9 protein-coding genes are annotated in these 13,304 nt (G+C 61.2%); 4 read left to right on the forward strand and 5 right to left on the reverse strand.

The window, feature by feature from the left end; all coding sequences use genetic code 11:
* Positions 1-736 precede the first annotated feature (736 nt).
* From HX801_RS29860 to HX801_RS29870, 3 genes are all read right to left on the reverse strand, one after another.
* The gene (locus tag HX801_RS29860; protein WP_177023293.1) at positions 737-1,636 is read right to left on the reverse strand and encodes a hydroxymethylglutaryl-CoA lyase; all 900 of its coding nucleotides are present in this window, start codon (positions 1,634-1,636) and stop codon (positions 737-739) included.
* A 12-nt stretch (positions 1,637-1,648) separates the two neighbouring features.
* Positions 1,649-2,047: a MerR family DNA-binding transcriptional regulator gene (locus HX801_RS29865; RefSeq protein ID WP_003211806.1), complete on the reverse strand. Its 399-nt coding sequence runs from the start codon at positions 2,045-2,047 to the stop codon at positions 1,649-1,651.
* A 67-nt stretch (positions 2,048-2,114) separates the two neighbouring features.
* Positions 2,115-3,044: a LysR family transcriptional regulator gene (locus tag HX801_RS29870; protein ID WP_003211805.1), complete on the reverse strand. Its 930-nt coding sequence runs from the start codon at positions 3,042-3,044 to the stop codon at positions 2,115-2,117.
* A gap of 150 nt (positions 3,045-3,194) precedes the next feature.
* Between HX801_RS29870 and HX801_RS29875 the strand changes: the two genes are divergently transcribed.
* Positions 3,195-4,424: an acyl-CoA dehydrogenase gene (locus tag HX801_RS29875; RefSeq protein ID WP_003211803.1), complete on the forward strand. Its 1,230-nt coding sequence runs from the start codon at positions 3,195-3,197 to the stop codon at positions 4,422-4,424.
* Between the two features lie 139 nt (positions 4,425-4,563).
* On the opposite strand, the gene HX801_RS29880 is transcribed toward HX801_RS29875, so the two are convergent.
* A complete protein-coding gene (locus tag HX801_RS29880) occupies positions 4,564-5,904 on the reverse strand; it encodes a substrate-binding domain-containing protein (protein WP_003211801.1) in 1,341 nt (446 codons plus the stop codon).
* 201 nt (positions 5,905-6,105) lie between these two features.
* The gene (gene xthA, locus HX801_RS29885) at positions 6,106-6,918 is read right to left on the reverse strand and encodes an exodeoxyribonuclease III (RefSeq protein ID WP_102369515.1); all 813 of its coding nucleotides are present in this window, start codon (positions 6,916-6,918) and stop codon (positions 6,106-6,108) included.
* Positions 6,919-7,121: 203 nt separating this feature from the next.
* Here xthA and HX801_RS29890 point away from each other — a divergent pair, with 203 nt between their 5' ends.
* The 3 genes from HX801_RS29890 to HX801_RS29900 all read left to right on the forward strand — a co-directional run bounded on the left by HX801_RS29890 (position 7,122) and on the right by HX801_RS29900 (position 13,247).
* Positions 7,122-7,772 carry an N-acetyltransferase gene (locus HX801_RS29890; protein WP_003211798.1) on the forward strand — a complete coding sequence of 217 codons (651 nt, stop codon included), beginning with the start codon at positions 7,122-7,124 and terminating at the stop codon, positions 7,770-7,772.
* A gap of 64 nt (positions 7,773-7,836) precedes the next feature.
* Positions 7,837-9,564, forward strand: coding sequence for an autotransporter assembly complex family protein (locus HX801_RS29895; RefSeq protein WP_023658973.1), 1,728 nt, complete (start codon positions 7,837-7,839; stop codon positions 9,562-9,564).
* Complete coding sequence (locus tag HX801_RS29900; protein WP_177023294.1) at positions 9,564-13,247, forward strand: translocation/assembly module TamB domain-containing protein; 3,684 nt, start codon at positions 9,564-9,566, stop codon at positions 13,245-13,247. The genes HX801_RS29895 and HX801_RS29900 overlap by 1 nt, the downstream gene beginning before the upstream one ends.
* Positions 13,248-13,304: the final 57 nt, after the last annotated feature.

The raw sequence follows: 13,304 nt of genomic DNA on the forward strand, positions 1-13,304 counted from the left end.
GGCCAGGGATGGCCCATGACGGCGGCCCACGGTCCAAAGCCGGAGTGAGGGCACTCCGAGCCTAAGCGAGGAGCCGAGTGGTGGGGCAAGAGCGTTTTGCTTACTTTTGCGCTTTTCAAAAGTGAGCCGCTGTAAGAGCGGAACCAATCTCAGCCATCACCCAAAAAACGGATATACACGCAAATCACCTTCCCCGAGAAAGCACAAAGGGGACCCGAAGGTCCCCTTTAATTTGTCGTTGCGTGCTCTTTTTTTATTATTGAGGGGCGGTCTATTGTTGTTTTTGGCAACCGTGGCCCTTTACCGCTGTTTTTGGCGACCCCCATCCGGGGTCAAGAGCAAACGTATTTTTTTGAGCGCTGATCTGCTTCTTCGCACGCGATCCAACCAGTGGGTAGCTACCTTGAGGTAGTTTTTTGTTCTTCTCTATCCGGTTGCGGGTTTCGGCAAGCCGTACCCTGCGAAGCACATCTTCTCCAAAAAAATCTGTTAGCTGCGTCTCTGCCGTGTTGTTTTTGTTATGTCAGAGTCGTTACGTCTTATTTTTATTAGGTTTGGTGCTTTTTATTCTTGTTATGCAATAGAGATAGCAGAAGCCGTGCCAACTTTATAAAGTCCTTTAAAATCAATGCCTTGATTTTTTGGCGAGAAATTTCCTTCAGGAAATGCGACAAAATATGTTCCCGTGTTACCCGATGTGTAGCCGCGAGGTAACACATCGTCACAAGCGCACTACTCAACCGGCACTGCGAGCCTTCGCCACGCACGAACCGGTGGGGCGGCCGAGTACCGTACAAATCTGCTGACCCGCCAGAATCAGCTTGTCCATGTCGATACCCGTCTCGATGCCCAAGCCATTGAGCAGGTACAACACATCTTCAGTGGCAACGTTACCGCTGGCCCCCTTGGCATAGGGGCACCCGCCGAGGCCCGCAATAGAGCTGTCGAACACCTGGATACCTTCCTCAAGGCTGGCGTAGATATTGGCGATGGCCTGGCCATAGGTGTCATGGAAGTGCCCGGCCAGCTTGTCCCGTGGCACCTGCGCGCCGACCACCTCGAACATCCGGCGTGTTGCGCCTGCAGTGCCGGTGCCAATCGTGTCGCCCAGGGACACCTCATAGCAGCCCATTGCGAACAGCTCGCGAGCGACTGCCGCGACCTGTTCCGGCGAGACCTGACCTTCATAAGGGCACCCCAACACACACGACACATAACCCCGCACACTCACACCATGCTGCCTGGCCGCGTCCATGATCGGCACGAAGCGTTCCAGGCTTTCGCTGATGGAGCAGTTGATATTGCGCTGGGAAAACGCCTCGGAAGCCGCCGCAAATACGGCCACTTCTTTCACGCCCGCCGCCAGTGCATCTTCAAAACCCCGCAGGTTTGGCGCCAGCGCGCCATAGGTCACGCCCGGCTTGCGCTGGATCTGCGCAAACACCTCGGCCGACCCGGCCATCTGCGGTACCCATTTGGGCGACACAAAACTGCCGACTTCGATGTAACCCAGGCCGGCGGCACTCAGGGCGTCCACCAATTGCACCTTGTCGGCGACGCTGATGGGTTGCGCTTCATTCTGCAGGCCGTCGCGGGGGCCCACTTCCACCAGGCGCACATGAGAGGGGAGGGACATGGCAGCTACCTTTTATGAATGGCCAACCTGGCCCTGAATGGTCTGTTCCAGCGCCTGGGTGCAACGCTCTTCGGCGGTGTCCAGTTCGAGCTTCATCTGTTCGATGTCGAGCAACTGTTGTTCCAGCTGCTCGCGGCGCTCGGCGATTTTCGCCAGCATGCTGTGCAGCTGTTTCTGGTTGCCGCTGGTAGGGTCGTAGAGTTCGATCAGTTCCCGGCACTCGGCCAGGGAAAAACCGATGCGCTTGCCCCTCAGGATCAGCTTCAGGCTGACTTTGTCGCGGGGCGAATAAATGCGCTCCTGGCCCCGGCGTTCCGGGGACAGCAGGCCTTGTTCTTCATAGAAGCGAATGGCGCGGGTGGTGATGTCGAGCTCGCGGGCGAGGTCGGAGATGCTGTAGGTCGTGCTCATGAGGGCGCTCAAGGAGTGTCTTGAGCGTTAAGCTAATGGCTGGTTGACGTTAACGTCAAGCTCGCTCCTACAGTTTGTCCAGCTTCTTCTCATGGGCCGTCACCTGCTGGCACAACTCGATCATCTGCTCGCGCATCCAGCGGTTGGCCGGATCCTGGTCGGTGCTTTCATGCCAGTAAAGATGGGTTTCCACCATCGGCACATCATTCACCGGCAGGTTGAACCAGTGCAGTTCATGGCGCCGTGCGAAGCGCTCCGGCACGGTCATTACCATGTCGGTCTGTTGCAGCACCTGCGAGGCCATCAGGTAGTGCTGGGAGCGCAGGGCGATCTTGCGTTGCAGGCCCATCTTGCCCAGCGCCAGGTCGACATGGCCCAGGCCGTTGCGCCGGCTGGAGATATGAATGTGGGTCAGCGACAGGTAGTCATCCAGCGTCAGTTTGTCCTTGCCCGCCATCGGATGGCCCTTGCGCATGGCGCACACGTAGCGGTCCTCCATGAGCTTGACGTGGCGCACTTGCGGGTCGGTGTTGAGCGGCGCATCCACGGCAAAGTCCAGGCGACCGGCCGCCAGTTCCTTGGTGGTTTCCCGGCGCTTGGACAGGAAGCTCTCGATTACCACCGTCGGTGCCAGGCGGCGCAGGCGCTGGAACAGCGGCGGCAGAATCACTGCTTCGGTGAGATCGGTCATGCTGATGCGGTAGGTCTTGGCCGCCTGTTGCGGGTTGAAGATCCGGCTTTCCTGTACCGACACCCGCAGCAGCGACAGCGCATTACGCACCGGGCCAATGATGTTCTGGGCCATGGGCGTGGGCACCATGCCTTGGGCTGTGCGCACGAACAGCGGGTCGTTGAAGGTCTCCCGCAGGCGGGCCAGAGCGTTCGACACCGCAGGTTGAGTAATCCCGACAATCTGCCCGGCGCGGGTCAGGTTGGCTTCGGTGTAGATCGCGTCAAAGACGATGAAGAGGTTGAGGTCGACCTTGCTCAGATTCATTTCGCTGCGCTCTTATTGTTAGGTGTCCATACGCCGATCATATATCGGTGATGAATGTTAATACACGCCGAGAATAGGCTAGGTAAATTATCAACGCTGTTCTAGCATCGATTCATGACCTCAACAACCTCCATTGAGAAGGTGCTGCCCATGGATTTCGCCTATTCGCCCAAGGTTCAGGAACTGCGTGAACGCGTCACCGCGTTCATGGATGCCTACGTTTACCCGGCCGAGCCTGTGTTCGAACGCCAGGTTGCCGAAGGTGACCGCTGGCAGCCCACCGCCATCATGGAAGAGTTGAAGCTCAAGGCTAAAGCCGAAGGCCTGTGGAACCTGTTCCTGCCTGAATCCGAATTGGGCGCCGGCCTCACCAACCTGGAATACGCACCCCTGGCCGAAATCATGGGCCGCTCCTTGCTGGGGCCGGAGCCTTTCAACTGCTCGGCACCGGATACCGGCAACATGGAAGTGCTGGTGCGCTACGCCAACGAAGAGCAAAAACAGCGCTGGCTCGAACCGCTGCTGCGCGGCGAAATCCGCTCGGCATTTGCCATGACCGAGCCGGACGTGGCTTCCTCCGACGCCACCAACATGGCCGCCCGTGCAGAACGCGACGGCGACGAGTGGGTGATCAACGGTAAAAAATGGTGGACCTCCGGCGCCTGTGACCCGCGCTGCAAGATCCTGATCTTCATGGGTCTGAGCAACCCGGATGCGCCGCGTCACCAGCAGCACTCGATGATCCTGGTACCAGTGGATGCGCCCGGTGTGAAGATCGTGCGCCCGCTGCCGGTGTTCGGCTACGACGACGCACCCCATGGCCACGCCGAAGTGCTGTTTGAAAACGTCCGCGTGCCGTATGAAAACGTCCTGCTGGGCGAAGGCCGGGGCTTTGAAATTGCCCAGGGGCGCCTTGGTCCGGGCCGTATTCACCACTGCATGCGTTCCATCGGCATGGCCGAGCGCGCGCTGGAACTGATGTGCAAGCGTTCCGTCAGCCGTACCGCCTTCGGCAAGCCGCTGGCCCGCCTGGGTGGCAATATCGACAAGATCGCCGACTCGCGGATGGAAATCGACATGGCGCGCCTGCTGACCCTGAAAGCTGCCTACATGATGGACACCGTGGGCAACAAGGTCGCGAAAAGCGAAATCGCCCAGATCAAGGTGGTGGCGCCGAACGTGGCGTTGAGGGTGATCGATCGCGCTATCCAGATCCACGGTGGCGCCGGCGTATCCAATGACTTCCCGCTGGCCTACATGTACGCCATGCAGCGCACCCTGCGCCTGGCCGATGGCCCGGACGAAGTGCACCGCGCAGCAATCGGCAAGTTCGAGATCGGCAAGTATGTGCCGCGGGAAATGATGCGCAGCGGGCAGTAAAACCGAGGTGTCTTCATCGCAGGCAAGCCAGCTCCCACAGGGGAATGCAGTCAACTGTGGGAGCCGGGCTTGCCGCGATGAGGCCAGTTGATCGTTCCCACGCTCTGCGTGGGAATGCTGCCCCGGACGCTCCGCGTCCTCAATACACCCAAACCTCTACCCGCCGATTCTTGATCCGTCCCTCATCTGCCGTATTTGCCGCCACCGGCATCTCGGCACCGAACCCCTGAATGTCCCTCAGCACCACGCCGCTTTTAACCAGTTCCCGGCGCACCGCCATCGCCCGCAACTTCGACAATAGCGCCGCCCGCTGCGCATCACTCTTGGCATCCCCAAACCCCACCAGTGTCACCTGCTTGTCCAGCTTGCCGTGGCTCTTTATATAAGCCACTACCCGCATCAGGTCCTGGCGCGCCTTGTTGTCGAGGCTGGCACTGCCTTCCTCAAACCGGAAATTCACCGTCAGGCGCTGCGCTTGTCGGGCAATCGCCTGGTAATCCCCGGGCATCGGCGCCCGTGGTTCCACCGCCATGGCCTGCACCTGCTGTGCGATAAAACCGTTGGCGGCGACGATCGCTTGGCCCTTGCTGCTTTGTGCAAAGTCCACCAGGGCCTTGGCCCAGGGGTTTTGTGCAACAGGTGGCAGGTAGAAGAACAACCGGCGTGACAGTGGGTAGTCCTCGGTGGCGATCAAACTGTTCAGCGGCAGCATCGGCTGCGAGTCGCCATCGACGATGGCCACCGCCTTGGCCTGGCGCACATAGGGCAATCCGATAAAACCGATGCCCTGGGGGTCATGGCTGACAGCATCCGACAACTGCTCGCTGGATTCGAAGCGCTTGGCGCTGCCATCCAACGACTTGCCGCGCCGGCTGAGCACCAGTTCCTTGAAGGTGTCATAGGTGCCGGATTGATCATCCCGCGCGTACAGGTGAATCTGGCCACCGATGCCGCCCAGTTGTTCCCAGGTCGAGACTTCGCCGCTGAAGATCTGCGCCAGTTGCGCGGTGTTCAGCGTCCCCAACGGGTTGCGTGGGTTGAGGATGATCGCCAGCCCGTCAATGGCGATGACCTGTTCGGCGTCGGGGCTTTTCAGGTCGCCGAGGGCTTCGAGGTCCACCAGTTCGCTGTCCTTGATCGGCCGGGAAGACGCCGCGAGGTCGGCGCTGGCGTTTTTCAGGGCTGCGAACCCGGTGCTGGAACCATGGGCCGCCACTTCCACCGTCACCTTCTGGCCCTGGCGAGTCTTGCCGACGATGTGCTGTTCGTTGGCCTGGTCAGATGGCTCGCTGTGCACCGCTTGCAACCCCTGTTGCTCCATCAGCCCCTTGACCAGCGCCGGGCCAAGCGCCGCGCCGATGGTGTTGGAACCCTGGATGCGCAAGGCCGGGCCATGTTCGGGGAAGGGCAGTGGGGTGGAAAAAGCGGCGAGGGGAAATGCGCTGAGCAGGGCCAGCAGGGATAGAACGCGCAGCATCATGCCGGCACCTTCTCAAGCCAAAGGGAGTGCCGCGAGATTAAGTCAGAGAGGTTTCAGCAATATGACCGGCATCACGCCGTCAAAAAGTGTGGGAGCGGGCTTGCTCGCGAATACGGTGTGTCAGTCGACGTATCCGGTGACTGACACACCGTATTCGCGAGCAAGCCCGCTCCCACATTTAACGGCGCTGCTGTTAAGAAATCAGCTCAATTCCAGCCAGATCGGTGCATGATCGGAGGGTTTTTCCATGCCGCGCAGGTCGTAATCCACACCGGCATCCTTCACCCGAGGCAGCAGCCCTTGGGAAGCCAGGATCACGTCGATCCGCAGCCCGCGCTTTGGCTCGTCTTCAAAACCACGGCTGCGGTAATCGAACCAGCTGAAGCGGTCTGCCACATCCGGGTTGAGGTGGCGGAAGCTGTCCACCAGGCCCCAGTTCTTAAGGCGGGCCATCCACTCGCGTTCTTCCGGCAGGAAGCTGCACTTGCCGGTCTTCAGCCAGCGCTTGGCGTTGTCGGCACCGATGCCGATGTCGCAGTCTTCCGGGGAAATATTCACATCCCCCATTACCACCACGGCCTGTTCATTGCTGAACTGCGACTCCAGGAGGGTTTGCAGGTCCTCGTAGAAGCGCTGCTTGGCCGGGAACTTGGTGGGGTGGTCGCGGCTTTCGCCCTGTGGGAAATAGCCGTTCATGATGGTAATCGGGTTGCCGTTGGCGTCGGCGAAGGTGCCCCAGATAAACCGGCGCTGGGCGTCTTCTTCGTCACTGGCAAAGCCTTTGTGCAGCGCCAGCGGTTCCTGGCGCGAGAGCAGGGCAACACCGTAGTGGCCTTTCTGCCCGTGGTAATACACGTGATAGCCGAGGGCCTTGATCTCATCCAGCGGGAACTGGTCGTCGTGGACCTTGGTTTCCTGCAGGCCGATCACGTCCGGCTGGTGTTTCTCGATCAGTGCCGCCAGCTGATGAGGGCGGGCGCGCAGCCCGTTGATATTGAAAGACACGATTTTCATGGTCGGCGGTCCAGTCTGGCAAAAGGGCGATGCTAGCCGACAATGTAGGACGGGAGCCAGCCTTGTAGCAGCTGCCGAGGCACAAGGCTGCGTTGGGCTACGAAGCGGCGTCCGGTGGCTACACTGAACGAAACAGTGCCGCAGACGTTCGTAATAACAAGAGCGCGACCTTTTGAGTCAGCGCCCAGGGGAGATTCACTGTTATGCCTGACACCTCGACTGCCATCGCCCAGATCCACATGCTCGACAGCGGCTACTCCCGCGAAGCCCGTTCGCTGTTGTACCAGGCCTATCGCCATGAGCCGACGTTCGCCTACATCTTCGAAGCCGAACGTCCCGGCTACGAACAGCGGGTGCGCGCCACGGTGCGTGAGCTGGTCAAACAGCACTTCTTCCAGAAACTCCCGGCGATTGGCCTGTTGGTCAACGACCGGCTGATCGGCATCGCCCTGATCGCGCCACCGACCCGCCGCCTGGGCATCACCGAAAGCTGGGCCTGGCAGTTGCGCATGTGGCTGAGTACCGGCGTGCGCGGTACCCGGCGTTACCTGGAATACCATCAGGCGGTGCTGGCATGCCTGCCCTCGGACTCGGTGCATGTGCTGCCATTGCTGGGGATTCACCCGCAATTCCAGGGCAAGCACTACGGTGAGCAACTGCTGGAAGCGGTGCATAACTGGTGTGCCGAAGACCCGCATTCCTCGGGCGTGGTGCTGGACACGGGGAATTCTCGCTATCTGGAGTTCTATAAGCGCCAGGGGTATGAAGAGATTGGCGAGGTGGCTGTAGGACCTGTTCTGGAGCACGTGTTCTTTCACGCAAATCCGCAGGTGTTACAGGCTGCAACGGTTTAAGACAGAATTATTCAGACAAATCCGGGTTCTAACTCGCTCCCAAGCTCGTGTAGCATCCCGGCCTATGAAGTTTCCAGGAAGATTTACCAGCGGCTTGATTCTGCTGTTCACGAGCTGCGGCGCCTTGGCGCAAAGCGAATTGGATGTGCGCATCAAGCCTTCAAACGACGCGTTGAAAGCCAACATCGAAGGCTATATCGGCGGGGTCGGCGATCGTGACGAAGAAGCCCTGCTGCGGTTCAGCCGTGGCGCCGAGGAGCAGGCCCGCAAGGCCGCCCAGGCGCTGGGCTACTACCAACCGCAGATTGCCAGCGATGTGAAGGGCGGCAAGAACCCGCGCCTGATCCTCACCATCGACCCCGGCGAACCGGTGCATTTGCGCAATGTGACCATTCGGGTCGACGGCCAGGCCGCCGACCTCAAGGCCTTTCGCGTGCCCGCCAGCGACCAACTCAAATCCGGCGCCGTGCTCAACCACGGCAACTACGAAGACGCCAAGCGCGTCATCCAGAACCAGGCGTCACGCTACGGCTTTTTCAGCGGGCGCTTTACCAGTCAGAAACTCTCGGTCGACCCCAAGGCGGGTGTGGCCGATATCGAACTGATTTATGACAGTGGCCCACGCTACACCTTGGGCAAGGTCAGCTTTGCCGGCGATACGCCGTTTGATGAAGACCTGCTGCAACGCATGGTGCCGTTCAAGAGCGGCGCGCCTTACGACTCCGAACTGATCGCCGAACTCAACCAGAACCTGCAATCCAGCGGCTTTTTCGAGGGCGTGCGGGTGGACGCTGCCCCGGCCGCTTCGACCAATGACGTGATCCCGGTGGCCGTGCAACTTGAAACCCGCAAGCCGCGCACCATGGGCCTGGGCCTCGGTTACTCGACCGACGTCGGCCCGCGGGGCAAGGCCAACTGGACGCGCCACTGGGTCAACCCCCAGGGCCACAGTTATGGCTGGGAAGCCGAGCTTTCCGCGCCTCGGCAGAACGTCGGGTTGTGGTACGACATTCCCATGGACCCGCCACTGACCGACAAACTTCGCTTTGCCGGCGGTTACCAGAATGAAGAAATCGCCAACACCGACACCCTGAGTAAACTGCTCACCCTCGGCCCCGAGTGGCACAGCAAGTTGCCCAGCGGCTGGACGCGGGTGATCTCGCTCAAATGGCAGCGCGAAGAGTATCGCCTGGGCAACGACTCGGGCCTGAGTACGCTGCTGATGCCGGGCATCAGTTATTCCTACCTGCGCAGCGACAACCGCATCGACCCGCACAATGGCTATCGCCTGCTGTTCGACGCCAAGGTCGCCAAGGAAGGCCTGGGTTCCGACACCAACCTGCTTTACGGCACGGCGACCATCAAGGGCTTGACAACCCTGTGGGACAACCACCGTTTCCTGGCCCGGGCGCAGTTTGGCGGCAGTGCCACCAACGGCTACAAATCCGTGCCGCCGTCGTTGCGCTTTTTTGCCGGTGGCGACCAGAGCGTACGGGGTTACGAGTACCAGACCCTGTCCCCGGAAAACGATCGTGGCGACCGCATCGGCGGCCGCTACATGGTGGCCCTGAGCGCCGAGTACCAATATTCCATCGCCGAAAAATGGCGGATCGCGACCTTTATCGACCAAGGCAACTCGTTCAACACCCTGGAAATGCCAAGCCTGAAAACCGGCGTGGGTGTGGGTGTGCGCTGGGTGTCGCCGGTTGGCCCGATCCGCCTCGACCTGGCCCATGCCCTCGAAGATCCGGGCGGCATTCGTTTGCACTTTTCCATGGGGCCTGAGCTGTGATGCGTGGTTTGAAAATAGCGGGGCTGGCCATTCTGGCGGTCCTCGCGGTGATAGTGCTGGCACTGTGGACGGTGCTGGGTACCCAAGCCGGCAGCCGGTGGGTGCTGGGCCAGGTGCCGGGTTTGACCGTGGAGAATTTCCAGGGTCGCCTGGGCGGGCAGTGGAGTGCCGACCATCTGTTATGGCAGCAGGACAGCAGCCGCGTGGAGCTTCAGTCGCCAAAGTTCGACTGGTCGCCGGCCTGTTTGATGCGCATGACCTTGTGCATCAACCAACTGGATGTGGAGCAGGTGAGCCTGCAATTTCCACCCGGCACCGAAGAAAGCAGCGGCCCGATTACCCTGCCGGACCTGAAACTGCCGGTCGCCCTTCAGTTGGGTGACATCCGCGTTGGCAGCCTGCTGTTCAATGGCAGCGAAGAGCTCCAGGGCCTGCAGCTGGCGGCGCACTGGACTGCCGCCGGGATGCAGATCGATTCGGTGCACCTGCAACGGGACGGTTTGGTCCTTGACCTGTCCGGCCTGCTGCAACCCACCGGCAATTGGCCGCTGGCCGCCAGCGGCAACCTGAGCCTGCCTTACGCGCCGGGCGGTGCGCCCTGGACGCTGGCGCTCAAGGTCGATGGCGATTTGCTCAAGACCCTCAAGCTCGACGCCGACAGCAGCGGCTACCTGCCGGCCAAGCTCAGCGGCGAATTGCAACCGCTGGTGGAAAACCTGCCGGCGCAGTTGCACATCACCGCCGACGGCTTCAAACCCAGCGCCGATTTGCCCGATACCCTGCAACTCAATCAGCTGGACCTGACCGCCAAGGGCGACCTGAGCAACGGTTACCAGTTGCTGGGCAAAGCCGTACTGCCCGCGGAAAAAGGCCCGGTGGACCTGCTGCTGCAAGGCAAGGTCGACGCCAAGGGCGCGCAGATCGCCGGGCTGGATTTGAATGCCGGTGACAAACAAAGCCTCAAGCTCAGTGCCAATCTGGACTGGCAGCAAGGCTTCAGCGCCGACGCGAAAATCGACTGGCTGGATTTCCCGTGGCATCGCCTGTACCCCGTGATCGACGAACCCCAGGTGGCCTTGCGTACCTTCAATGGTGAAGTTTCCTACAAGGACGGCAACTATCTGGGCAACTTCAAGGCCGACCTCGACGGCCCTGCGGGCAAGTTCAGCCTGGCCAGCCCGTTCAGTGGCGACCTCAAGCAAGTGTTCCTCCCCGAGTTGAAACTCGCGGCTGGTCAGGGCAAGGCCGAAGGCCACCTGAACCTGCAATTTGCCGATGGCATCGCCTGGGACACGGCGCTGGACCTGTCGGCGATCAACCCGGCGTATTGGGTCGCGGAGTTGCCCGGCACCCTCGCGGGCCCGTTGCGCAGCAAGGGCGAAATGAAGAACGAGCAACTCAAGCTCAATGCCGACCTCGACCTCAAGGGCCGTCTGCGTGGCCAACCTGCCGTGCTCCAGGCCAAGGCCGAAGGCGCAGGCGAGCAATGGACCCTCGGCACCCTGGACATTCGCCTCGGCGACAACCGCATCTATGGCAGCGGCAGCCTGCAACAGCGCCTTGCCGGGCAGATCGACATCAAGCTGACGCGCCTCGCCCAGCTCTGGCCGCAACTGCGCGGGCAGATGAATGGTCGCCTCGACGTCGCCGGCACCCTGAAAGCGCCGCAAGGCAAGCTCAACCTGGTTGGCCAGCAACTGGCGTTTGAAGATAACCGCCTGCAAAACCTGACCCTGGACGCGAACCTGGATAATGCCCAGCGCGCCAAAGTCGACCTGAAAGGCAGTGGCATCCAGGCCGGTGAAACCCAGCTCGGCACCTTCAGTGCCAGCGCCCAGGGCGATATCAAAAGCCAGAAAGTCCAGCTCGACCTGGCCGGCCCGTTGCTCAAGCTGGCCCTGGCCCTGGACGGCAACCTCGACAAAGGCAACTGGCGCGGGCGCCTGGCCAGCGGCGATGTGCAAGCCGGTGGCCAGGACTGGAAGCTGCAAGCGCCGGCGAAGATCGAGCGCCTGGCCGATGGCAAGCTGACCTTTGCGGCGCACTGCTGGGTCTCCGGCCCGGCGAGCCTGTGCGGCGAAGACCAGCGCCTGATGCCCGAGCCGAAGCTGCGTTATCACCTCAAGCAGTTCCCAATCGACAGCCTGGCGCAGTGGTTGCCCAAGGATTTCGCCTGGCAGGGCAAGCTCAATGCCGACGTGCAGCTCGACCTGCCGGCCAGCGGCCCCAAAGGCGTGGTCTCGGTGGACGCCAGCGGCGGTACCCTGCGGGTCAAGGACAAGGACCAGTGGCTGGATTTCCCCTACGACACGCTGAAGCTGGAAACCACCCTCAACCCCACGCGCATCGACACCCAGCTCAATTTCCGTGGCGGCAAGCTCGGCGAGTTGCTGTTGCAGGCGCAGCTCAATCCGCTGGCAAAGAACAAGCCGATCACCGGCAACTTCACCCTGACCGGCCTCGACCTCGCGGTGGCCCGCCCCTTTGTACCCATGGTCGAGAAGCTCAACGGCAAGCTCAACGGTAACGGGCGAATCGCCGGCAGCCTGCTGGCGCCTCAGGTCAACGGCAGCATCAACCTGGTGGGGGGGGAAATCTCCGGCCCGGAACTGCCCACCAGCATTGAAGGCCTGAATATCCAAGCGTTGATTGCCGGCGAAAGCGTGCAGCTCAATGGCGGCTGGCGCAGCGGCAAGGCCGGGCAGGGCACTATCAAGGGGCAGATCGACTGGGGCCAGGCCCTGGCGGTGGATATCGCGCTGCAAGGCACGCAACTGCCGGTCACCGTGGAACCGTACGCGGCCCTGGAGGTGGCGCCCGACCTGAAGATCAGCATGAAGAACGACAAGCTGGCGATCTCCGGCAAGGTGCAGATTCCCAAGGGCGAGATCACCGTGCGGGAATTGCCGCCCTCGACGGTCAAGGTCTCGGATGACACGGTGATCGTCGGCAGCCAGACCGAAGAGGGCAAGCCGCCGATGGCCATGGCGATGGACATCGATGTGGAGGTAGGCAAGGACAAGCTGAGCTTCGCCGGGTTTGGCCTCACCGCCAACCTGCAAGGCCATGTGCACATCGGCGACAACATGGACACCCGTGGCGAACTGTGGCTCAACGACGGCCGCTACCGGGCCTACGGCCAACGCCTGACTGTGCGCCGCGCGCGATTGTTGTTTGCCGGGCCGATTGACCAGCCGTTCCTGGATATCGAAGCGGTGCGGATCACCACCGAGCCGTCCCGGACCGTCACCGCCGGTATTCGTCTGAGCGGCAGTGCCGAGCAGCCGACTACGCAAATTTTCTCGGAGCCGGCCATGGCCCAAGAGGATGCATTGTCGTACCTGGTGTTGGGGCGTTCGCGCACCACCAACGGTGAGGACAACAACATGCTGGCCGAAGCGGCGCTGGGTCTTGGGTTGATGGGCAGTGCCGGGGTCACGTCGGACATCGCCAAGAACCTGGGCATCCAGGACTTTGAACTGGACACCCAGGGCAGTGGCAACAACACCGCCGTGGTGGCCAGCGGCAAGATCTCCGAGAAGCTCAGCCTGCGTTATGGCGTGGGGGTGTTCGAGCCGGCCAACACCATCGCCTTGCGCTATTTGCTGAGCAAGAAGGTGTACCTGGAAGTGGCCAGCGGCGTGGCCAGCTCCCTGGATATTTTCTACAAGCGCGATTTCTGATCCGTCCACGGTAATGGTGGGAGCCTGGCTCCCACCATTTATCCGCTAATTAGCAAG

Origin of the sequence: Pseudomonas sp. G1002, assembly GCF_013385455.1 — a bacterium.
Classification (GTDB): Bacteria; Pseudomonadota; Gammaproteobacteria; order Pseudomonadales; family Pseudomonadaceae; genus Aquipseudomonas.

Excerpts from the sequence above, each read along its gene's own strand:
- HX801_RS29860 (WP_177023293.1), bottom strand. The coding sequence starts at position 1,636 with ATGTCCCTCCCCTCTCATGTGCGCCTGGTGGAAGTGGGCCCCCGCGAC.
- HX801_RS29865 (WP_003211806.1), bottom strand. The coding sequence starts at position 2,047 with ATGAGCACGACCTACAGCATCTCCGACCTCGCCCGCGAGCTCGACATC.
- HX801_RS29870 (WP_003211805.1), bottom strand. The coding sequence starts at position 3,044 with ATGAATCTGAGCAAGGTCGACCTCAACCTCTTCATCGTCTTTGACGCG.
- HX801_RS29875 (WP_003211803.1), top strand. The coding sequence starts at position 3,195 with ATGGATTTCGCCTATTCGCCCAAGGTTCAGGAACTGCGTGAACGCGTC.
- HX801_RS29880 (WP_003211801.1), bottom strand. The coding sequence starts at position 5,904 with ATGATGCTGCGCGTTCTATCCCTGCTGGCCCTGCTCAGCGCATTTCCC.
- xthA (WP_102369515.1), bottom strand. The coding sequence starts at position 6,918 with ATGAAAATCGTGTCTTTCAATATCAACGGGCTGCGCGCCCGCCCTCAT.
- HX801_RS29890 (WP_003211798.1), top strand. The coding sequence starts at position 7,122 with ATGCCTGACACCTCGACTGCCATCGCCCAGATCCACATGCTCGACAGC.
- HX801_RS29895 (WP_023658973.1), top strand. The coding sequence starts at position 7,837 with ATGAAGTTTCCAGGAAGATTTACCAGCGGCTTGATTCTGCTGTTCACG.
- HX801_RS29900 (WP_177023294.1), top strand. The coding sequence starts at position 9,564 with ATGCGTGGTTTGAAAATAGCGGGGCTGGCCATTCTGGCGGTCCTCGCG.